The sequence below is a fragment of the Sodalinema gerasimenkoae IPPAS B-353 genome, assembly GCF_009846485.1.
GTDB lineage: Bacteria > Cyanobacteriota > Cyanobacteriia > Cyanobacteriales > Geitlerinemataceae > Sodalinema > Sodalinema gerasimenkoae.
Genome location: NZ_ML776472.1, coordinates 1,261,039 through 1,281,287 on the forward strand (window position 1 = coordinate 1,261,039; position 20,249 = coordinate 1,281,287).

General features: G+C 49.0%; 16 protein-coding genes and 1 pseudogene. 10 read left to right on the forward strand and 7 right to left on the reverse strand.

Features of this window, described 5'->3' with window-relative positions; genetic code table 11:
- Positions 1-60: 60 nt before the first annotated feature.
- The 3 genes and pseudogenes from L855_RS05600 to L855_RS05610 form a co-directional block, all read left to right on the forward strand.
- Positions 61-165, forward strand: a pseudogene (locus L855_RS05600) (Uma2 family endonuclease); the annotation flags it as partial.
- 97 nt (positions 166-262) lie between these two features.
- A complete protein-coding gene (locus L855_RS05605; RefSeq protein WP_159785250.1) occupies positions 263-748 on the forward strand; it encodes an AAA family ATPase in 486 nt (161 codons plus the stop codon).
- 617 nt (positions 749-1,365) lie between these two features.
- Positions 1,366-1,608 (forward strand): hypothetical protein, encoded by a 243-nt coding sequence (locus L855_RS05610; protein ID WP_159785253.1) that lies wholly within the window; start codon positions 1,366-1,368, stop codon positions 1,606-1,608.
- 259 nt (positions 1,609-1,867) lie between these two features.
- On the opposite strand, the gene L855_RS05615 is transcribed toward L855_RS05610, so the two are convergent.
- The 4 genes from L855_RS05615 to L855_RS21705 all read right to left on the reverse strand — a co-directional run bounded on the left by L855_RS05615 (position 1,868) and on the right by L855_RS21705 (position 3,977).
- Positions 1,868-2,659, reverse strand: a complete 792-nt coding sequence (locus L855_RS05615; RefSeq protein WP_159785256.1) for a hypothetical protein — start codon at positions 2,657-2,659, stop codon at positions 1,868-1,870.
- Between the two features lie 186 nt (positions 2,660-2,845).
- Positions 2,846-3,217 (reverse strand): transposase, encoded by a 372-nt coding sequence (locus L855_RS22755; protein ID WP_159790979.1) that lies wholly within the window; start codon positions 3,215-3,217, stop codon positions 2,846-2,848.
- A gap of 413 nt (positions 3,218-3,630) precedes the next feature.
- Positions 3,631-3,807, reverse strand: a complete 177-nt coding sequence (locus L855_RS21700; RefSeq protein WP_246198737.1) for an element excision factor XisI family protein — start codon at positions 3,805-3,807, stop codon at positions 3,631-3,633.
- Entirely contained in the window at positions 3,792-3,977 is a 186-nt protein-coding gene (locus L855_RS21705; protein ID WP_246198738.1) for a hypothetical protein, read from the reverse strand. Before L855_RS21705 ends, L855_RS21700 begins: the two co-directional genes overlap by 16 nt.
- Positions 3,978-4,233: 256 nt before the next feature.
- On the opposite strand from L855_RS21705, the gene L855_RS05630 reads away from it, so the two are divergent.
- The 4 genes from L855_RS05630 (at position 4,234) to L855_RS05645 (ending at position 12,003) form a co-directional block, all read left to right on the forward strand.
- Positions 4,234-7,278, forward strand: coding sequence for an alpha-mannosidase (locus L855_RS05630; protein ID WP_159785259.1), 3,045 nt, complete (start codon positions 4,234-4,236; stop codon positions 7,276-7,278).
- Positions 7,279-7,540: 262 nt separating this feature from the next.
- Entirely contained in the window at positions 7,541-8,620 is a 1,080-nt protein-coding gene (locus tag L855_RS05635) for an ATP-dependent 6-phosphofructokinase (RefSeq protein WP_159785262.1), read from the forward strand.
- A gap of 298 nt (positions 8,621-8,918) precedes the next feature.
- The gene (locus tag L855_RS05640; RefSeq protein WP_192925000.1) at positions 8,919-10,226 is read left to right on the forward strand and encodes a TMEM143 family protein; all 1,308 of its coding nucleotides are present in this window, start codon (positions 8,919-8,921) and stop codon (positions 10,224-10,226) included.
- A gap of 61 nt (positions 10,227-10,287) precedes the next feature.
- The gene (locus L855_RS05645; RefSeq protein ID WP_159785265.1) at positions 10,288-12,003 is read left to right on the forward strand and encodes a DUF262 domain-containing protein; all 1,716 of its coding nucleotides are present in this window, start codon (positions 10,288-10,290) and stop codon (positions 12,001-12,003) included.
- Here L855_RS05645 and L855_RS05650 read toward each other — a convergent pair.
- Both L855_RS05650 and L855_RS05655 read right to left on the reverse strand, forming a co-directional pair.
- Positions 11,963-12,349, reverse strand: coding sequence for a hypothetical protein (locus L855_RS05650; RefSeq protein WP_159785268.1), 387 nt, complete (start codon positions 12,347-12,349; stop codon positions 11,963-11,965). The two genes, L855_RS05645 and L855_RS05650, sit on opposite strands and share 41 nt — an antisense overlap.
- A gap of 24 nt (positions 12,350-12,373) precedes the next feature.
- Positions 12,374-13,912 (reverse strand): efflux RND transporter periplasmic adaptor subunit, encoded by a 1,539-nt coding sequence (locus tag L855_RS05655; protein ID WP_159785271.1) that lies wholly within the window; start codon positions 13,910-13,912, stop codon positions 12,374-12,376.
- A gap of 258 nt (positions 13,913-14,170) precedes the next feature.
- Between L855_RS05655 and L855_RS05660 the strand changes: the two genes are divergently transcribed.
- Positions 14,171-15,760, forward strand: a complete 1,590-nt coding sequence (locus L855_RS05660) for an MBL fold metallo-hydrolase (protein ID WP_159790981.1) — start codon at positions 14,171-14,173, stop codon at positions 15,758-15,760.
- A gap of 97 nt (positions 15,761-15,857) precedes the next feature.
- Here L855_RS05660 and serS read toward each other — a convergent pair whose 3' ends face one another.
- The gene (serS, locus tag L855_RS05665) at positions 15,858-17,138 is read right to left on the reverse strand and encodes a serine--tRNA ligase (RefSeq protein ID WP_159785274.1); all 1,281 of its coding nucleotides are present in this window, start codon (positions 17,136-17,138) and stop codon (positions 15,858-15,860) included.
- A 159-nt stretch (positions 17,139-17,297) separates the two neighbouring features.
- Between serS and psb32 the strand changes: the two genes are divergently transcribed.
- Positions 17,298-18,059, forward strand: a complete 762-nt coding sequence (psb32, locus tag L855_RS05670; protein ID WP_192925001.1) for a photosystem II repair protein Psb32 — start codon at positions 17,298-17,300, stop codon at positions 18,057-18,059.
- A gap of 168 nt (positions 18,060-18,227) precedes the next feature.
- The gene (locus L855_RS05675; RefSeq protein ID WP_159785277.1) at positions 18,228-20,192 is read left to right on the forward strand and encodes a hypothetical protein; all 1,965 of its coding nucleotides are present in this window, start codon (positions 18,228-18,230) and stop codon (positions 20,190-20,192) included.
- Positions 20,193-20,249: the final 57 nt, after the last annotated feature.

Below are 20,249 nucleotides of genomic sequence, written 5' to 3' on the forward strand. Positions count from 1 at the left end.
TAACAGCCGACGACCCCTAAACCTCAAACCATCCATTACCCCGATAGTGATGGACAACCCATGGCTGACAATACCCTTCAGTTTCGCTGGATTGTCATTATTAAGGAGAACTTAGACCTCATTTTCGCCGATGATCCCGATGTCTTCGTTGCCGGCGACCTACTACAGAGTATCAGCCTGATTCGTTCTAAGAAACCGTTGCAGCGGTAGGTGAACGCACGCCGTTGTAACCCAAGCATTATACTGAAAAGGCAAGACCGCAGTGAACGTTATTATTCTTGGAAATGCTGGCGCTGGTAAAAGTACCCTAGCCAGGAAACTTATGGCAGAGCAACCTGCTGTACGCTTATCGCTGGATGAAGTGGCGTTTGAGGGTGGAACGGAACGGCGCTCTTTACAGGATAGTCTGGCTGATGTGAAGGGTTTTATTGCCAGTCATGAAAGTTGGATTATTGAAGGCTGTTACGCGGATATTATCGAACTGATATTGCCGGATTGTGAGGAACTCATCTTTCTCAACCCTGGGGTTGAGGTTTGTATTGCACATTGCCGCGTCAGGCCATGGGAACCGGAGAAGTTTAGTTCCCATCACGAACAAGATGAAAACTTGGAAAATCTCATCGAGTGGGTTCGCTCTTATGAGACTCGGACAGATGAGTATGGACTTCGTCGTCATCGGGAACTGTACGAGTCCTTCCAGGGGAACAAACGTGAGTTCAACACTCCCAGCGACTATGCATCGGTATAACTAATTGGTTGTAGAAGAGTGTCGTCTGCGCCGCCGTGGACTCAAAATAACAGTCAAAAAATTGTGGATCTACCGAACCCAGTATGTAAAACCATAGTATTTTAGACGCAAAACCCTTTTTATACATGGCTTTCAGGTAATTTTTCTAATTTTTTTACTTGGTAAATATGGCAAACTCTCAACTTCTCTCAGGATAAGGGTAACAGCGCATTTGAAATGATAATTCAGCATAGCAAGTTCGGAAGGCCCCAAAGTTGATAGTCTCGCCAATACCGGCTCGTTCATAAAAACTCATGATATTACGATGATGATCTGGACTATCAATCTAGCCTTCAATAGCCATTTCAACGGGGTTGGAACAGCCCGAATATATAATATTTATCGCCATATAGTTATTCCATTCAATTTATTTACTGTGTAAAAATAAGGTGATCACCATCTCTGAACATGACAGAAGAAGGATATCTAGCCTAATTATCTATTGAGAGGATAGAAATCGATAGTATGCTAGCCGAAAAATTAATATCTTGGATCTGTCTTAGTTAGTGGTCGGGACTTTGACAGTTAACTCATATAGACTACAGACACGGTAATATCAATCTGTGGTAACTTAAACTATGCAAACAGGAGACATCCCCAATGCAATGAGCGAAATCGGTCGCCCCGATGAATTTTTGGACTTCCTATACGAAATCCAGAATTCTGTCAATCATTTACGAGGGGCTATCGAAGCTGGGCTTAGAAGCTCCAGTCCTCAGGAGAGAGAGGTACTTAGAAATTTACAAGAATTACTGCAACCAATCCAAACTAGAATAGAGTCTCGTATCGATCAACGTAAACAGGAAGAAGAGGAATATTAGTTTTAGTTTTTTCAATTAGATGGAAAATGAAATCGTGTATCAAACTTGAGTTTAGTGTAGTGCAAGTTTGATGCCAGGTTGATTTATTGAAAATCCTAGGATAAACATGTTGAAATAGGGGTTTACAGAATTCGACAGGCAATTTTTTGGGCAAACAGTGGAGAGTCTAATAAGTTATCTTTAGAATGATGATTTTGATTAGGTCACCCTTTTTATCAACATCTTCACCTGACTGCTTACCCGAAAGCTAATTAGTGCCTTACCTTGGTTCTGACTGCTTTTCGATCTCTTTAAGCATGTAGTTTAGTCTTCCTCCTATCATATTGTCTAATTTGTCATCACTTAGTTTTACAGACTGGTCTTCTTTAAAGAACTCAACTAAATTTCTTGACAGGTAGGGTAGTGCCACCTGATATGCCGAAATCCCAGCACGAATTTGGTGTAGACTGGCAGCATGTTTGCTTAATAAAACTTGGAATGTTTTTGCTTGAAAAATCCCCCTCTCTAGCCAGGTGAGTATTGCTTCCAGGTCTTTCGACATTAGTTTCTTTTCGTTCCAACTAAGGTTTGACGTAACATGCTCACTTTTATTCATAAAGGATAGAGTGGATTTAATAAACCTCTTTTTATTTCGATCCTCACGGAGATAGCTAGCGATGTTCCTGCCATGAAAGAATATTAGTTGGTGTTTATCTATGGTGCGATAAACACTAACTACCTTGGTGTGTAAATCAGATTGAATCTCTTCTCTAAGCTCAAGACATCTTAGCTGGGATTCAAGCTCTTCTAACTTTGTACCAATAAGCTCGTTGAGTGCCTCTTTTTCTTTTTCTATTGCATCATCTAGTATTTTTTCGGATTTACGTTCTACTGCATCTTCAATACCACTATTTATTCCCTTCAAGGCAACCCCCAAAACAAAAGCAGATAAAGCAGAAAACCCAAAAGTTTTCCCTAAATTCTCCATGTCAAATCCAGATGATTCTGAGCTAGAATCAGAAATATTACAGTAATTGATTCCTAGGATTGCAGCAGCAAAACAAAGAAGCACAATGGTAACTGAATGATAACTGAGGGGAATCACTAACCTACGCATGATAAAAAATCAAAACAATGACGACATTATGTTAATCCTATACTTAACTGATATTAACTGAGTCCGTTAGCTCACAGCATGATGATATCGCTTACAGCTAGGGACTAGCTGAGCCGCCCCTAGCTAACAATTCATACTAACCTACTTCACCAAAACTCCAACCTTGAGAACCCAACGGCGTTCAGAAGCAGGGATGCTCCTGAGAGCCTTCAGCATACGATTAGCTGTGTTTTTATTCACACCGATCGCAGCAGCAAGATCCCGGACAGTGATAGAACCTTGAGTTTTCTCAAAGTAATGGATAGCGAGAAACCATGTCCAAAGACTAGCATGAGTCTTATGAAAAATGGTATCAACGGTTACACTATACGAGGTATAGCACTCATTGCATTGATGGCGGTGCTCATTTTTAAGCTTTCGTGACTTAACCGACCCACAGTAGGGGCATTTGGGAACGCCACCCCAGCGGATTCTTTCAAGGACCGCAATGCATTCAGCTTGATTCAACTTCATCTTAAAACCCAGAACTCTGAGTTTCAAGATGCAGTGAAAAATCTTAATAATTTCTTTACAATAATTTAGACTACTGTACAGTAATCTAAATCACTGCGACAAAATGGCTTGACCAACAAGATTGAATCTTGCTGAAAACGGTACCACGACTGATTAACAATGAATTCTAGGGTCTAACTGACACTGTAGTGACACACAGCATTTAGGGTTAAATCTCCAACATAGGATAAATTTTGAGTAGATTGAAATATAGCTGATTTTATAGTTATCTAGCAATAATTTTCAGCTGCACACCAACAGTGAAGAATTGGCGAAATTATGGCTGTCAAACCCCAGTGTTTACGCTGATTATGGCTTGATATATGCCCCAGTCGTGAAAGTTTTACCCCTTATCAACGAGGTTTGGCCAAGGTTTACGACACCGCAAACTCCCCATAGGGACGCAGATTAGGGGGATGATAGGCGATGACAATCTCCTCTTTGGGGATTCCCTGGTCAACCAACTCATTGGCAACCCCCACCTCAGTCCCATCATATTGAATCCAGATTTTATCATTGAGGATATCAATATGAATTAGAGGCCCAAACACCCGGTTAGACCGATTCCAACCGGCGTGGAAGACCTGATAATGGTCATGAACAGGGTCAGAAAATAGTACACCTCAATATCACTATAACTGGGTTTATCTAGGCTGTGGCGTTGCAGGAGGTCTCCCACAATTTGACGATATCGGTCTAATTTTGGGGTACGGCTATCCATTGAACAATCACCTCTTGGCTGGGTTCAAAGACTAATAAGGTTCCCCGAGTGATGCGTTCCGGGGAGTTGCCATTCCTCGGTCAAGGTTCAACAGGGTGAGCCGCCGGAACGCATCCTACCTATAACCACTGTAATCGAGAGGGGGTAGTGGCAGCAATCCGGGGAGGGAATTGAGAGGACAACACCGCCACAGCGGGATTGGCAGACCGGGAACAGTGATAGCATACAAAAACTTAGACTCCCCTCTTCTGTAGCCGTGACCCAGTCCTTTCAACACCTCCAGGCCCAACTGCAATCTCTGTCTCGTCAGGATATCCTCCCCCACTGGCGACAGTCTCGGGAATCTCCCCTCACGTCTCAACCGGAGTCGGGTTGGCAACGGGTTCAACTCAATGACCGGGGCCATATTCCCTGGAGTCGCGGCAATCAAGAACTCTGGTTGAGTCAAACTCTGGTGATTCCTGACTCTTGCCAAGGGATATCTCTGGCAGATTATCGCCTCTATCTCTCTCTACGCTGGTGGGCGGATTTGGCGGAGTTTTATGTCAATGGTGAACGTCATCATAGCGGCGATTTATTTGACTGTTTTGGTCGCATTCTTCTCCAGGATTGCCTACAACCGGGACAAGAGATTCATCTGAGTCTCTATTTAGTCAGTCCCAACCATGATGAAGGAGCGTTGGTGACGTCGGAGTTACTCTATGAACGGGATGACCCTGACCCCGGTTTTATTGCCGATGAATTGGCAGTTTGTGCTAAGTTTTATCCCCAACTTCGGGACAATCCCCTCCCGGAGACCTTGCAACTGGATTTTTCCCAATTACCGCAACAGCCGAACCTATTTTTGGCAGAGCTTCAACGGCTACAAACCTATCTCGCTCAGCACTATCCTTCCCCACCGGGAACTCTCTATTTAATGGGTCATGCTCATTTAGATATGGCCTGGCTTTGGCCCCTAGCCGATACCTGGACAGCCGCACAATGCACCTTTGAGTCGGTGTTGAATCTCCAAAACCAGTTCCCGGAGTTGATTTTTTCCCATTCTTCGGCGGCGTTATATGACTGGATTGAACAGCATCGTCCCGATTTATTTGCCCAAATCCAAACTCAGGTTAAACGGGGAGTTTGGGAAGTGGCGGCTGGCTTGTGGGTGGAACCGGAGTTGAATCTGATTTCAGGGGAATCGATTGTTCGGCAACTTCTCTATGGTCAAGGCTATGTTCAGAAGAAATTTCAGCAGACGGTGCGGGTGGCTTGGCTTCCTGATAGTTTTGGCTTTTGTTGGCAACTTCCCCAATTGCTTAAACAGGGGGGGATTGACTATTTTGTGACTCAGAAATTGCGCTGGAATGATACCACGACCTTTCCCCATCAACTCTTTTGGTGGGAGAGTCCGGAGGGGAGTCGGGTTTTGAGTTTGATGTCGGCACCGATTGGCCAAGGAATTGACCCGGAGGCTATGGCGGATTATTGGGCCGATTGGCGGGAGAATACGGGAGTTGAGGAGGGGTTGTGGTTGCCGGGGGTGGGGGACCATGGGGGCGGCCCGACTCGTGATATGTTAGAGGTGGCTCGACGTTGGCAAGGGTCGGCGCTGTTTCCGAGGTTGGCGTTTTCTTCGGCAACGGACTATCTCGATCGCCTGCAAGGTCAAGTCGATAGGAGTTGTCCAGTGTGGCGGGATGAACTCTATCTGGAGTTTCATCGTGGCTGCTACACCACCGAGGGCGATCGCAAACTTGCCAATCGCCAAGGGGAACGGCTACTCTATGAGGCAGAATTGTTCGCATCTTTGGCCAGCTACAGCAGCGGGGTTCCCTATCCTCAGGACAGTCTGGAGACGGCCTGGAAGGGATTGCTGTTGAATCAGTTTCACGATATTCTCCCCGGTTCGACGATTCCTCAAGTCTTAGAGGAGGCGAATCATCTAAGTGCGGCGGGATTGGCGACGGCCACCCAGATTCGCGATGAGGCGATTGCGACGTTATTGCAGCAACTCCCCCCCAGTCCACCGCCTTACCCCGAGGCTATCCCGGTTTATGTGGTTAATTCTCTCACTTGGGGGCGATCGCACCTCGTCAGTCTCCCCCGACCCGATGAACAATCTTGGCGGGTTTGCGACGATGCAGGAACCCCCATCCTCAGCCAGCAACGCCAGTCCCAGCTTCAGTTTCAGGCTAAAGAGGTTCCCGGCGTAGGAGTCCGCCGCTACTGGATCTATCCAGAAGAGTTGCCTCCTTATTATAGCACAGCCTCGTCGCGCCTCACGCCACCCCCCCTGGAAAATGCCTTTTTGCGGGTTACAATTGACGGAGAAACGGGCAATATCCAAGAAATCTTTGACAAAGTTCGGCAACAGCAAGTCCTCAATTCTCTGGGGGGCAATTGTTTGCAAGCCTATGAAGATAAAGGACAATATTGGGATGCTTGGAATATCGATCCTAACTATGAACAGCATCCTCTCCCAGCAGCGGAGTTAGAAACCTGGGAACTCTTGGAATTTGGGGAATTACAGCAACGAGTGCGGGTGATTCGCCGTTTGGGAGACTCGCGAATTGGCCAAGACTATATCCTAGAGCAAGAGTCGCCCCTATTGCGGATTGAAACCGATATCGATTGGCAAGAAACCCAGACCCTCTTGAAAGTGGCGTTTCATCTCAATCTGGAGTCCGACGTCGCCACCTATGAAATTCCCTGTGGGGCGATCGCCCGACCCACTCAACCCCAAACTCCTGCCGAGGCCGCAAAATGGGAAGTTCCCGCCTTACAATGGGCCGATATCTCCAACTCCGAGTTTGGGGTGAGTCTCCTACAAGATTGCAAACATGGCTATGATGCCAAAGCCAATCAATTGCGGTTGACTCTTTTACGGAGTTCTCAATGGCCCAATCCCCAATCTGACCGAGGTCAGCATCATATCACTTATGCCATTTATCCTCATGGGGGAGATTGGAAAAGCGGCCAAACCGTGCGGCGGGCCTATGAACTCAATCAGCCCCTGCTCGTCTATACTGATATTAATGACCGAGGGGACGATCGCCCAAGTCCATCTTGCCATCAATGGCTCTCTCTCAACTCAGAAAATCTCATTCTCATGGCGTTAAAACAATCGGAAACCGATAAGAACGATTGGATTTTGCGAGTCTATGATAGTTTAGGAGAATCCAGCCAACTTGAAATTGAGGGTCTGTTCAACCAGATGGGTTTAACCCGAGCCAATCTCTTAGAACAAGACGCTCCTGGTGAGAGGGCGATCGCCCCCTGGCAAATTGCCAGTTTTCGTCTAACCTCTTCAGATTAAACGCATCCCACTCCGCATCTGGGTAAGGCAACCCAGCCAACGCAAACATAATGAAACGATCGCATTTTAGTCCATCCCCAGCCTTCCCCGAAATCCCAGCAAACTTCCCAATTGGATACCATCTTGACCCAAATCCCCCCTCAAGTCATCACCACACCACCCTCAATCAAGTCTGAAGTTTCATTACCAAAACTCTCCCAAGGCAACCCAGGTGCTGCATACTCAATCCGTCATCTGTTGCAACTGACAAGGACAAACTTCCGTGAACCAACACAAACGAATTGGGATATTGACCAGTGGCGGTGACTGTGCCGGCTTAAACGCCGCCATTCGAGGCGTTGTACGCTGTGCTAATCAACAAGGTTGGGAGGTTTTAGGGATTTGCCAAGCCACCAACGGCTTAATGGCAGACCCCCCCAACGCCATCCCCCTAACCCTTGCCAATGTTGACCCCATCTTAACCCGAGGTGGAACCATTCTCGGAACCACCAATAAAGGCAATCCCTTCGCCTTTAAACTCCCTGATGGAACCGTGAGCGATCGCAGCCAAGACATTATCAACGGATATTATAAACTAGAACTCGACGCCCTCATTGGCATTGGCGGCGATGGCAGTTTAGCCATTTTACATCGTCTCGCCAAACAAGGAAAATTCAACTTTATCGGCATTCCCAAAACCATCGATAACGACGTTGGCATCACCGAACGCTCCATCGGCTTTGACACCGCCGTCACCATTGCCACCGAAGCCTTAGACCGACTTCACTTCACCGCCGCCAGTCACAACCGGGTCATGATATTAGAAGTCATGGGACGAGACGCCGGTCATATTGCCCTCAACGCCGGAATCGCCGGTGGGGCCGATGTCATTCTCATCCCCGAAATCAACTATAAACTCGAAAACATCTGCTACGCCATCCAAGAACGACAAAAACGGGGACAAAACTACACCATTATTATCGTCTCCGAAGCCGTCTGTACCGAAGCCGGGGAACACATGACCAAAATGGAACAGTTCGGCGAATGTCGCCTGGGAGGAATTGGTCAATATCTCTCCGACAAAATCGGCGAAGCCACCGCCGCCGAAACCCGCGTCACCGTTTTAGGCCATATCCAACGGGGTGGCATCTCTTCCCCCCATGACCGCTTATTAGCCTCCGCCTTTGGCGTCGCCGCCGTCGAAGCCATTGCCCGGGACGAGTACGACGTTATGGTAACCTGGCAAAATCGGGAAGTCATCACCGTTCCCATCGCCGAAGCCATCAAAACCTATCGCGTGGTTGACCCTCAAGGAACCCTCGTCAAAACTGCACGTGGCTTAGGAATTTGTTTAGGAGACTAACCATCATCAAGACACAGAGAACATCAATCCGGTATCATCCTCTGTGTCTGCGTGATATAGCAATCGAAGATTGACTATCCTGAACGAGCAACCCTTTCTGAAGGGGTGGATAACGATCGGACGGTATTGCCCGTTGCCTTCTCTTCCCTACTGCCTACTGCCTACTGCCTACTGCCTTCTTCTCCCCCATTTTTTGTCCTATTCACCTACTGCCTACTGCCTACTGCCTTCTTCTCCCCCATTTTTTGTCCTATTCAGACCAATTTTTGCTATAACATTTCACAACCCTCCAGAATCCATGGCTGTGTACGACGACCGAGAAGCCTTCATCCCCTACCGACTTAACGACCTCGTCCAACTCTGTCTTCAAGACGGAGAACTTCCCCCCGAAGACCAGCAAACCTTCCGGGATTTTTCCCATCTTCTGGCCAACTACTATCACGTCAAATTTCACCATTACGCCAGCGAAATTCTCGACAACTACGCCGCCTTCAACCCCGACAGAGACACCCACGCCATTTCCGAACCCACCGCCGCCGAACTCCAAGCCATGGATGAGCGAGTAGTGGACAAATTTCGCCAAGTTCTCAAAGGGGCCAATTACATCGAACTCTCCGACGAACTGCTGCAACAGGCCCTCAGCGAAAAACCTCTAGTTGACTTAAAAACCAACGTTGACTTTCAGGACTTCGACCGCTTCCTCTGTTTCTACCGAGGAGACATCTTTGAAACCGCCAAACTCAAGAAATGGGTCTTCTGGACTCAAGAACGGGAATTAGATATTTTGCAGCGAGTTGTCGTTCTAATTCGCTATAAAGGCCCCAAACACTTTGAACATCGCAACATCGACCTCGATGAGATGAAGTTCATCCCCGGCAAAATGTATGTCTATCTCTATAAAAACGTCCCCAAATCCGACCTAGAACTGCTATTTCCCAACGTGCAAACCAGCATGACCCTCAAAGATAAGCTCTTATTTGGCATTCCCGCCATTGGGGCCGCCGTTCCCGCCATCTTAAGAGTGCTTCCCCAACTGTTGCTGGTCATTAGCGTCATCCTTTTCCTCACCATTGGCCCCCCAGAAATTGACGAACTGCAAGCCGACGAAGAAGACGTACAAAACCTACTTCCCGTCTTACTCGCCGTCGCCTCCCTCACCATGGCCTTAGGGGGATTAGCCTTCAAACAATATAGCCAGTACCAAAACAAACGCATCAAATTTCAGAAAAAAGTCACCGACACCCTGTTTTTCCGTAACATCGCCACCAACGCCAGCGTTTTTACCAGTCTCATCAACTCCGCCCAGGATGAAGAATGTAAAGAGGTGATTTTAGTCTATTACCATCTCCTAACCCATCCGAAACCTCTTACCCCCGAGCAACTCGACGATGAAATCGAACAATGGATGGAATCTCATTTCGGCATCCAACTCGATTTTGACATCAAAACTCCCCTCAAGAGTTTAGAAACCCTGCGAGGCGGCCCTGAGAATAAGCCTCTCCTCAGCTATGATGACCAAGGCCATTGTCAAGTGGTTCCCCTCGCCGAGGCCCAACAGATTATCGACTGGGTTTGGGACCGTATCTTCGATTATGCCAATGTCTAGGGGGCCAATGTCCAGGGAGTGATATCTTATTTAACCCCTAAAAAACCCCAATGGTTCAGCCATGACACGCCTTAACTTCGATACCCAAACAATGACCTTTCGCCAACTTTTGGGTAATGGAGTCACCTACCAAGTTCCTCCCTTCCAACGGGATTACGCCTGGGGAGAAGATGAATGGGATGATATTTGGCAGGATATCAATGCCTTATTTGAGGAGGATGGGGAGACGGCTCATTATATGGGCTATCTCGTCCTACAATCTTCCGATTACCGAAATTTTATCATCATTGACGGCCAACAACGAATGACCACCCTCAGCCTTCTAATTTTAGCTGGGTTGTCCCATTTGCAGGATTTAATTAGGGCAGAGATAGATGGTCAGAGGAATCAACGCCGCCAAGAACAATTACAAAATAGTTATATTGGCGAGGTTGACCCGGTGAGTCTTCTGTCTTACCCAAAACTGCAATTAAATCGCCATAGTAACCGCTTTTATCAGACCTATTTAGTTCCCTTAGAGCAGATTCCTAATCGGGGCTTAAATGGGTCAGAAAGTCAGCTGCGTAAGGCATTTTTTTGGTTGAAAGACCGGCTTAAAGAACGTCATGGGATGGAGGTGGATAGTGGTCAGCAATTTGCTCGCTTTGTCGATGTTTGGGTGGATAAACTGGTGTTTACGGTGATTACGGTCACCGATGAGTTAAATGCGTTTAAGGTCTTTGAAACCCTGAATGCTCGTGGGGTTCGTCTCTCATCTACAGATTTACTCAAAAATTATTTATTTTCACTCTTGGGTCAGGGCGATCGCCATCAACTTGAGGTAGAATCTTTAGAACTATTTTGGGAGAGAATTGTCGGCATTTTAGGACAGGAAAGTTTCCCGGAGTTTTTGCGAGTTTTTTGGAATAGCCAGTATCCGTTGATTCGCAAACGGGAATTATTTAAAACAGTGCAGCACCACATCCAAACCCGAGAACAAGGATTTGCGTTACTGCGTTCCTTAGATAGATATTTGGAGATTTATACGGCTCTTCAAGATGGTCAAGATGTTCAATGGGCCGATTCAGAGAAACACAGCTTACAAGCGTTGAAACTTTTGGAAATTCGTCAAGGATTGTCATTTTTGATGACTTGCTATGACCGCTTTTTTGAGGATAATCGCTCAGTCTTTACACGAATTCTTAAGGCAATTTCTGTCATTTCCTTTCGTTCGGTCATCTGTGATTCACCAGGTCATGAACAAGAAAGACGCTATAATGACATTGCTCGTAGGATTCATGAGGGAAGTCTAAGCAATCCATCTGATGTATTTCTGTCGTTGCGATCGCTTTACCCCGATGACAAACAATTCAAGGCGGCATTTATTAACAAAAGCTTTCCCACGTTTCAACGTCAGAATAAACAGCTTGTTCGCTATATTTTATTTAACATTGAAAAACAAAATTATGGACGAGAATTTGATTTAGAAAGTGCCATCTATACCCTAGAACATATCCTCCCAGAACATCCAGGAGCCGCCTGGAGTGATATGGACGAATACCAACAGGAGCAATTGCGCTATCGTTTGGGAAATTTGACCCCATTAGAAGCCTCTCTAAACCGTCAAATTGGGAATGAAAGTTATGGGGTTAAGCGAGACGTATATGGACAAAGTAAGTTCGGAATCACTCATGCGATCGCCGAACATTATGACCAATGGAATGAACGAAAAATCGAGTCTCGTCAACGTCAACTCGCTAATATCGCTGCCGGAATTTGGCGAATTGATTTCCCTTGAAACCTACATCTCTCAACCCTAAATAGCCTTCAAAAATTGAAGCACTCGCCGCAGGGGATTCTCTCGTGATAGCAGAGAAAACAAAAGGGTCATAAAACCCAGCTAATTCAAGCAATCGTGACACCACGATCGCATTAACCCCCCCTTCAGAAACCTGCCCCATATCTCGATGGTAGCGAAACCGTTGACGAATTAAATCTAAGGTCTCGTTTTCTGCATCAGACAGCGGGGGGAAATCCTGCCGCCATTCCCCAAAAAAGTCATCATCAGGACTTCGCTCAAGACCCAAATTGTCATGAGCCGCCTTGAGAGTAGTGATGACCTGTGTTACTGCGGTTGTACTCATAAGAAACGGCGTTTTTAGACCTATTTAATCTGAATTCCGTCCAAGAATATCATCCAAATTCTCCCCTCGGGGCAACTCCAAGAACACGCGATCGCCATCCCGTAATCCATCCAAAATCTGAATCCGATTCCCCAGCGTTGGGCCTAACGTCACCGACTGAAACTGAGGACGATCATCCGCACCAGGAACCAAAACTCCAGTTTCTCCCTGACGCGTCACGATCGCCACCGTCGGTAACACTAACGCATTGGGAAGGCGATCGCCCAAAAAGGTCAAATCCACATTCATCCCCGAGCGCAACTGATCTAACCCCGTGAGAATATCCAACCGCACCTGAAACAGCGTCACATCCCGTTCCACAATCGCCTCAGGTGCAATCAACTGCACCTCTCCCTGAAACACCTCATCCGGGAACGCATCAGCCACAATCTCCACCAACTGGCCCGGCTGAATCTGACTAATATCCGCCTCAGGAACCTTCGCCAACACCTCCAACCCCCGGGCCAACGCCACCACCGAGGTTGAGGTAGCCGAACTCACCGTTGACGCAGACGTGGCCGGCGTCACAAAAGCCCCCTCATCCGCATAGCGTTGGGTAATAATCCCGGAAAACGGAGCGCGAACCCGAGTATCCTCCAACTGAATCTCCGCAAATCGCACCTGGGCCTCGGCTTCCATCACATCGGCCATCCCTTGAGCAAGGGTTTCCTGACGGGTTCCGCTCAACAACTCCTCTAACTGAGATTGAGCCTGGGAGATATCCGTTTGAGCGGACGCCACCTCCGACTCGGCCCGGTCAACTTCCTCACGACGGCTACCGCTGCGAATCCGCTCCAAGCGCCGCTGGGCTTCCATCTGGGCCGATTGGGCCTGTTCAACTGCTGCTTGAGCCCGACGCATTTCATCTTCACGGCGATCGAGTTCCTGACGAGAAATCGCCCCATCTCGATACAATTGTTCATGACGTCGAACTTCCCCCTCCGCCAGCATCAGACGAGATTCCGCCTCACGAATACTTGCTTGGGCCCGATTTCCCGCCGCCTCTGCTTCCGCAATGTCTTCTGGGCGATTTCCTGCCCGTAATTGAGCTAAATTGGCTTCCGCACCAGCCAAGCGAGCCTCCGCCTGACGCACAGACCCCCGAGCGCGATCGATTTCCTCAGGCCGGGCCCCGGTTTCCCATTCTTGCAGCCGGGCCCGAGCGCGGGCTAAACGAGCTTGTGCCTGATCTAACTGACTGAGCAATTCCTGATTCTCCATCTCAGCCACGATTTCTCCCTGGCTGACTTCATCTCCTTGTTCCACATACAGCCGTTCTAAGCGCCCTTGGGTTTTGGGGCTGAGGTTCACCCGTTGCACAGGTTGCACCTCTCCAGTGGCTTCAATGCGTACTGTCACATCGGCGGCTTCAACTTGTACGGTGAGTTCATCGAGGCCGATTTGGGAGTTGGAACGACGACTAGCAACTCCAGCCACCACGGCTGTTCCTAAGAGGCCCGCTGCGAGGACTCCAATGAGCCAGCGGCCAGGATGTTTGAGATTGGCAAATAGGGGGAGTTCCATGGGGGAGGTGGAGGGAACAGGGGAGAGGGAACAGGGAATAGGGAATAGGCAGTAGGCAGTAGGCAATAGGCAATAGGGAGCCTCTCTGTATTCTAACTCTTTATTGCTTTAGATGGATTTGAATACACGCTTTTTCTTTTTTGTCAAGATAAACTTGAGGATTTATCAATTCGTAACAATCTGGGGAGGTCATCTAGTAGCAACGGGTACAACTTGTTAGCATGGGGAGATATCTTTCAAGGACTGCAACAGCCATCAGTGAGCCTTCAGCTTGAATGTCTAGCCTACGGTGTCGGTCACGCCCAGGAGGGTCTGTGTTTGCAACTGCGAATTGGCCCCTATCAGGTGCTGCTCGACTGTGGCATTGGGGATTTGTCGCCTCTCCTGGGGGATCTCCATCATGCCGCACCCCAAATTGATTGTGTCATCTGTAGTCATGCCCACGGTGACCATTCTCGGGGACTTTTGGCATTGCGTCAGGCCTATCCTCATCTGCCTATCTATGCCAGTGAGGTGACGGCTCAACTGTTGCCCCTGAACTGGCTTCATGTGCCCGAGATTCCCGAAATTTGCCAAGCCTTACCCTGGCGAACTGCGATCGAGATTGCTAAAAACCTCTGGTTGGAACTGTTCCCAGCGGGCCATCTTCCGGGAGCCTCCCTGGTGCGTTTAACCTATCATGGCGGCGATCGCCCCTATTCTGCGGTCTATACGGGGGACTTTCTTCTCTCTAACTCCCGCCTCGCAGAAGGACTTCCCCTCGAAGAAGTCCGCAACTGGCATCCTGATGTTTTAATTGTTGAGGGAAGCTACGGAACCGCTCGCTATCCCCGCCGGCGAACGCAAGAAAACGAGCTGGCTGAACGCATCAATCGCGCTCTGGCAGACCAACATCTGATTCTCATGCCGGTTCCCCGTCTAGGATTAGGGCAAGAACTGCTGATGTTGCTGCGATCGCACCATCACTTTACCGGGCGCAACATTGACTTGTGGGTGGATGCCTCCCTCGCCGCTGGCTGCGATCGCTACCTAGAACTCCTCCCCCATCTCCCCACCGCCGTCCAAAACTTCGCCCACCACCAACCCCTCTTCTGGGACGATCGCATCCGCCCCAGAATGCGTCGCCTCACCCCCGATACCAGCTTGGGCGAGGTTCCCACCATTCTCCTAACGGACATCGAGAGCGATTGGCAACGCTTCTGTGTCAACGATACCCGCTCCTGGCTTATCCTCTATCCCCTCCATCCCGGCCATCCCGGCCCCGATGACAGTCTCGATGATGCTCCCCAGATTCACCTTGAACCCTATCTTCTCAGTTCCCACTGCGATCGCTCAGGAACCAGTCAACTCATCCATAACCTCCGTCCCCAACATATTATCTTCGTCCACGGCTCCCCCAACTATCTAGCTGATTTAGCCAACCTCGAAGAACTCTGTAATCGCTATCAAATCCACTGTCCCGCTGCCGGAAAATTGGTGCAATTGCCCCTACGGGATAAACGCCCCCCCACCGAACTCCCCGACTCCCGCTACCAAGGAGAAGTCAGCGAAGACAAAAAGCGCATCATCGTTCATCTCGACAAAGCCCTCAGTCAAGATTCCCGCTGGCACAACTTCGCGGATACGGGCCTTGTGGAAACCCGCTGGCAAGGGGATGAGTTAGTCTTACGGGGCATCTCCCAACGGGAACTCCTCGGACGAGAACGGGCCCTACAAATTCCCCCCAGTCTCCCCTGTTGCGCTAATTGTGCCTACTACCGCTCCCAGCAATGTTTTAACTCCGATTCTCCCCTCTATGGCTTTAAGGTTACTGCTGATGGAACCTGTTCGGTGTTTGAACCGCTTTAGAAGGGGAAGAAGGCAATCCCCCCTACTGCCTGCTGCCTACTGCCTACTGCCTTCTCTTCCCCTGTTCCCTGTTCCCTGTTCCCTTGCGGTTGCTCTGTTAAAGAACTTCTCGGTTGAGATAGGGTTGCAGGACTTCGGGGACTTGAACCGTTTTATCTGGAAGTTGATAGTTTTCCAGAACAGCCGCCATGGTGCGTCCGATCGCCAACCCTGAACCGTTGAGAGTATGGACGTATTGCGTGCCTTTCTTGCCTTTCTCCTTGAAACGGATATTACCCCGTCGCGCTTGGAAATCCCCACAATTAGAACAACTCGAAATTTCTCGATAGGTTCCGGCGGAGGGGAGCCAGACTTCTAAGTCATAACATTTGTTGGCACTGAAGCCGAGATCGCCGGTGCAGAGTTCGATGACACGATAGGGCAGTTTTAGAGCTTGTAGGATAGCTTCGGCGTTTTCCACCAGTTTTTGATGTTCGGTTTCAGACTGCTCTGGGTGAACCACTTTAACCAATTCCACTTTGTTGAACTGGTGTAGCCGAATTAAGCCTCGGGTATCCTTGCCATAACTTCCGGCTTCCCGTCGGAAACAGGGGGTATAGGCACAATGATGGATGGGTAGCTCGTCGGCGGTGAGAATCTCATCTCGGTAGAGGTTCGTTAGGGGAACTTCGGCGGTGGGAGACAGCCAGAGATCGTCATCTTGACATTTGAAACTCTCTTCAGCGAATTTGGGGAGTTGGCCGGTGGCTTCTAAGGAACGACTGTTAATTAACACGGGGGGCATCACTTCGGTATAGCCAGCCGCGATTTGTTGATCTAGCATAAAGCTAATGAGGGCCCGTTCTAGAGCCGCTCCCGCTCCGATGAGGGCAACAAAACGGCTTTGGGCCACTTTGACGGCGCGATCGCTGACGATGATGCCCATCTCCTCAGCTAGATCAATATGGGAAAGGAACTTCTCGGATTTGGGTTTGTACTCATCTCCCCAGCGTCGAACTTCTACGTTCTCGGTTTCGTCTTTTCCGTTGGGGGTGCTAGGGCTGGGAAGGTTGGGGAAGGAGAGGAGCAGGCTGTTGAGTTGGCTGCTGATCTCCTTTTCTCGGGGTTCGAGTTCCCCGAGTTGCTGTTTGAGTTGGTTTCCTTCAGCTTTGAGCTGTTGGATCTCGTCACTGTTGGGATCAGCCCCGGATTTCATTTTCTGTCCGATCGCCTTACCGATTTCGTTGCTACGGGCCTGAAGCTGCGATCGCTCGGTTTCGAGTTCCCGGCGTTGACGATCAAGGGCTTCAATCGGGTTTAAATCATAAGCATCACCCCGCCGAGCGAGCTGCTCTCGGACGGCTTCGGGGTTGTCTCGAATCAGTTTGATGTCTAGCACAGTGGACGGTTACGGATAGAGGTTAGCAACGGAGGGAACAATCTCCCAGACCTGTATTTTGCCATGTTCCCAGACTTGAGAACATTGTTTACAAGGACAACCAGAGGGGCGATCGCTTTGTATCCTAGAGAAATGATGCCATTTTTTGATAATAAACCGATGACAATACAATCACGCTTCTTTCAACAGGATGGGGGGGATTGCGTTTCCCGCACGCTTCGCGATCGCCTCCTCGGACATATCCAGGTTAGGCTGTTGGCAATCCTCGGGGCGATCGCCCTTTGGCTTTGCCCCTCCCCAGCCCTCGCGGTGAGTGTGTACAATATGCCCTTTGTCTCCCCAGGGGAGAATACCTGGATTTTGGATGAGGGGAACACCATCAGCCGCATTAACGAAATCCAAATTGGCAACGCCCTCGAAGAACTACGCAACCAAACCGGCGCCGAGGTACGTTTTGTGACGGTTCGCCACATCGACTATGGGGAAACCATCCAAAGTTTTACCGAGAAACTGTTTGAGAAATGGTTTTCCACCCCAGAGGAGCAAGCGAATCAGGTGCTGATTTCCCTAGATGTGGTCACCAATAACGCCGGAATCCGCGTTGGTTCGGGACTCAGCGATGAACTCACCCCGGAGATTGCTGAGAGTGTCGCTCAGGAAACAGTCCTCTATCCTCTGATTGAAGGGGATAAGTATAATGAAGCCTTCATTGATGCCAAAGATCGTCTCGTGGCGGTTCTCTCGGGCCAAGGTGATCCGGGCGCGCCAGAATTGAAGGTGAAAGAGGTGCAAGTGGAAGGAACCTTTGCCACCGCTGAGGAAACAGCAGAAAAACGCAGTGATGCCACCACCTTTGTCATTGTGCTACTCATTGCAGCCACGGTTATTCCGATGGTGACGTACTATGCCCTCTACTCCTAGGTTTTCTTGATCCCCATCCGTGCATCTTGGGGTCGCGTTGAGACAATGTTTGCCCCTAGATGCACGAGTAGGCAGTAGGTAATAGGCAGTAGGCAGTAGGCAGTAGGAAAGTGGCGTGCCCTGCTCTTGTGGCTATGACGGTTTGCCAGCATTTAAAACTGAGTAGCAATGACTAGAATCAACTTACTTTATCATAGCCAGAAATGGCTAAATGCCACCAGTTTTATTGTCTTGATTTTTAATTTGTGTTTGTTTACAGCCCTCTATATTGCTAGTGAAAAAACCTATTACTGGTCAGATTTTATAAACTATCAACATTTTGCCAGATATATATTTGACATCTATCAAGACTCCCGTCTAGACGCCTTAACCCTGATTTTGGGGTCACGAGATACAACCTCATACAATCTATTATTTACCGTTCCCTTGCTGCCGGTGTTTGATATCTTTGGCTTATCCCGATTCACCTATATTCTTAGCCTGGTTCTCATCTACTTGCTTCCCTTTTCTCTGAGTTTAGGTGCCGTGGCCACACAACTGATTAACGCGCCGGCTCGTTCTGTATTTTGGGGAACTGTCTTTTTAAGTTTACTGAGTCCGTTTACCCTCGCCACCAGTTTAAGAGGCTTACCCGATACCGGGGGAATGACCTTAATTTGTCTGGGAATTTTTATATACCTTAAAAGTCATGAACTGAGCGCCAAAGTTCGCCTGCCAACCATCGTAACTTTAATGGAGGTAGGACTTTTGTTCGCTGGGGCGATCGCCTTTCGTCGTCATTTTGCCTATAGTGTAGTGGCGTTTTTGGGGGCGATGCTGATGTGGGAAGTGATGAGCTTTTGGCGATGGGGGTTTGGGGCAATTGTAGCGACAATCTTACGAGGAACCACCATCGCTCTGTCTGCTTTTCTGGTTCTGGCGATCGCCATGCCCAACTTTTTACAAGATAGCCTCAGTCGGGATTATCGCAGTCTCTATGCCTCCTTCACCTATCCCGTCGGTGAAGTTCTGAGTTACTACGGAAACGGGGCGGGATGGCTACTCTGGGGATTAGCGATTCTGGGCTGGCTGACGATTCAAGACTCGCAACGGGGTGCCTTTCCGTTCCTGTTTGGTCTCTGGGAAATCGGCTTATGGCTGGGAGTCGTCCGTTATACCCACGTTCACTATACGCTCCATTTTGCCCCCTTCTTGGTCTGGGGAATTGCCGCCTTAATTTGGGAAACGCGCCGGGTGGGGGTTTTAGTCTGGATGTTGGTGGGCCTGAATGCGATCATTGGCTTAACGCCCTTATCTCTCCCTCAAGTTCCCGGCTTAGCCCAAGGATATCCCCCCCTGATTCGCGAAGACATCGCCCAAGTGGACTTATTAGTGGCCGCCTTACGAGATATGCCACAACCGGTATATGTTGCCGCCTCTTCCGACAGCCTCAACCCTGACTTAATTCGTAGTGCAGAACGACAAGTCTATGGAGATGATCTCAAACTGGCCGTGTTACGGGTTCCCCAAGTAGACTCTAGTGATGAGTATCCCTTAGGAGCCTTATTACAAGCGCAAACAGTAGTCGTTCCCGATTCCTTTCAACATAGTTTACGCCCCGATGAACAAATGGTGGTGCGCGTTGTCTCCGATGCCTTTAATCAGGAATGGACCCTGATTCGGGATTTCCTGCGTTTGAACCGTCGCTTTAATCTCTCCGACGTTGAGGTTCGACTCTATCGGCGAGTTCGGGATACGGATTTGGCGACGGCCATTCAAACCTTAGCCAACATCCAGGAGGCGATCGCCCCTCGCTATGAGGGCCACCAGCAATGGGTATCCGTTCCTCCGGGGGCCAGGATTCACAAAACAGAGGACACCTATGAGATATCTGGGGACACGCCCCTGTCTCTGTTATATCTCTCGCCCCAAGAGATGAACGCCCTAGACGGGGAACTGGCCTCAACCTGTCAGGAGGGACAGGTGCAGCTAAGGCGTCACAATCAAGACGGAGAGGCAGTCCAACAGCAGGAGTTTCCCCTCACGGACGGTTCCTTTACCTATCCTCTCCCCCCCATCACCTCCCCCACTTATCTCAGTCTCTCCCTCACCAGTGATCCCTCCTGTTCTCTGAATCTGACCTTGAAACATTGAGTGTAATCACGGAAATTTCGGGAGTTGACCGGACATTTCCAGGGCGATCGTTTAGAA

Bases quoted from the DNA above. Each gene is read 5' to 3' on its own strand.
- L855_RS05645 (WP_159785265.1), top strand. From the start codon at position 10,288: ATGACACGCCTTAACTTCGATACCCAAACAATGACCTTTCGCCAACTT.
- L855_RS05655 (WP_159785271.1), bottom strand. From the start codon at position 13,912: ATGGAACTCCCCCTATTTGCCAATCTCAAACATCCTGGCCGCTGGCTC.
- psb32 (WP_192925001.1), top strand. From the start codon at position 17,298: ATGACAATACAATCACGCTTCTTTCAACAGGATGGGGGGGATTGCGTT.
- L855_RS05610 (WP_159785253.1), top strand. From the start codon at position 1,366: ATGCAAACAGGAGACATCCCCAATGCAATGAGCGAAATCGGTCGCCCC.
- L855_RS05650 (WP_159785268.1), bottom strand. From the start codon at position 12,349: ATGAGTACAACCGCAGTAACACAGGTCATCACTACTCTCAAGGCGGCT.
- L855_RS05640 (WP_192925000.1), top strand. From the start codon at position 8,919: ATGGCTGTGTACGACGACCGAGAAGCCTTCATCCCCTACCGACTTAAC.
- L855_RS05675 (WP_159785277.1), top strand. From the start codon at position 18,228: ATGACTAGAATCAACTTACTTTATCATAGCCAGAAATGGCTAAATGCC.
- L855_RS21705 (WP_246198738.1), bottom strand. From the start codon at position 3,977: ATGGATAGCCGTACCCCAAAATTAGACCGATATCGTCAAATTGTGGGA.
- L855_RS22755 (WP_159790979.1), bottom strand. From the start codon at position 3,217: ATGAAGTTGAATCAAGCTGAATGCATTGCGGTCCTTGAAAGAATCCGC.